The sequence below is a fragment of the Pseudarthrobacter sp. PvP090 genome, from assembly GCF_040547365.1.
Classification (GTDB): domain Bacteria; phylum Actinomycetota; class Actinomycetes; order Actinomycetales; family Micrococcaceae; genus Arthrobacter.
Genome location: NZ_JBEPPO010000030.1, coordinates 1 through 1,480, shown reverse-complemented (window position 1 = coordinate 1,480; position 1,480 = coordinate 1). Strand labels below are relative to the sequence as shown.

General features: G+C 69.0%; 2 protein-coding genes. Both read left to right on the top strand.

Features of this window, described 5'->3' with window-relative positions; translation table 11 throughout:
- A partial coding sequence (locus ABIC21_RS19290) for a cupin domain-containing protein (protein ID WP_354351984.1) occupies positions 1-1,038 on the top strand: 1,038 nt, incomplete at its 5' end.
- On the top strand, positions 1,038-1,480 hold a 443-nt coding region (locus ABIC21_RS19285; protein ID WP_354351983.1), incomplete at its 3' end, for a fumarylacetoacetate hydrolase family protein. The genes ABIC21_RS19290 and ABIC21_RS19285, both read left to right, overlap by 1 nt.

The following is a 1,480-nucleotide window of genomic DNA, read 5'->3' as shown; positions in this document are numbered from 1 at the left end:
GAGCTGTACCGGGATTTTGACCGCGAGAACCTGATCCCGCTCTGGACCGAGATCGCGGACCTCATGCCGATGGTCCCGACGCCCAAGGCGGTGCCCCACGTGTGGCGGTGGAGTGACCTGTACCCGCTGGCCGCCCGCGCCGGTGACCTGGTCCCCGTGGGCCGCGGCGGCGAACGCCGCGCCATCGCCCTGGCCAACCCGGGCCTGGCCGGGACGCCGTATGCCACCCCCACGTTGTGGGCGGCGATCCAGTACCTCGGCGCCCGTGAGACTGCCCCGGAGCACCGCCATTCCCAGAACGCGTTCCGCTTCGTCGTCGAGGGCGAAGGGGTCTGGACGGTCGTGAACGGTGACCCGGTCCGGATGTCCCGCGGGGACTTCCTGCTGACCCCGGGCTGGAACTTCCACGGCCACCACAACGACACCGATGAGCCGATGGCCTGGATCGACGGCCTGGACATCCCGTTCGTGCACTACGCCGACGCGGGTTTCTTCGAGTTCGGCACCGAGCGCGTCACCGACGAGGCCACCCCGGACATCTCCCGCTCCGAGCGGCTCTGGGCCCACCCGGGCCTGCGTCCGCTCTCCGGCCTGGATGACACCACCAGCTCCCCCATCGCGGCCTACCGCTGGGAATACACGGACCGGGCCCTGCGCGAGCAGCTGCTGCTCGAGGACGAGGGCCACCCGGCCACCGTGTCCCAGGGCCACGCCGCCGTCCGCTTCACCAACCCCACCACCGGCGGGGACGTGATGCCGACCATCCGGGCCGAATTCCACCGGCTCCGCGCCGGCGCCACCACGCAAGTCCTCCGCGAGGTCGGCTCCAGCGTCTGGCAGGTCTTCGAAGGCTCCGGCTCCGTGGTCCTCAACGGCGAAACCAGGACCCTGGCGAAGGGCGACCTGTTCGTGGTCCCGTCCTGGACCCAGTGGTCCTTGCAGGCGGACACGGAGTTTGACCTCTTCCGCTTCAGCGACGCCCCCATTTTCGAACGGCTGAACTTCAACCGCACCTACATCGAAGGACGCAATAAATAATGAGACTCCTCACCCTCCGCACCTCAACCGGCACGAAGGCCGTGCGCCAGGACGGCGACACGCTGACCGAGATCGCCGGTTTCGCCGACGTCGGAGCGCTGCTGCGCACTCCGGGCTGGGAAGCGACCGCGAAGGCCGCGTCCGGCGCCACCCACCCGCTCGCGGGCGCTGACCTGGACGCCGTCGTGCCCGCGCCGGGCAAGATCATTTGCGTGGGCCACAACTACCGCAACCACATCAAGGAAATGGGCCGGGAAGTCCCCGAGTTCCCCACCCTGTTCGCCAAGTACCAGGAATCCCTGATCGGCCCGAACGATGACCTGGCCCTGCCGCAGGAATCCGACACGGTCGACTGGGAGTCCGAACTCGCCGTCGTGATCGGCAAGAAGGGCCGCCGGATTTCCGAAGCCGACGCCGCGGACCACATCGCCGGGTACGCCGT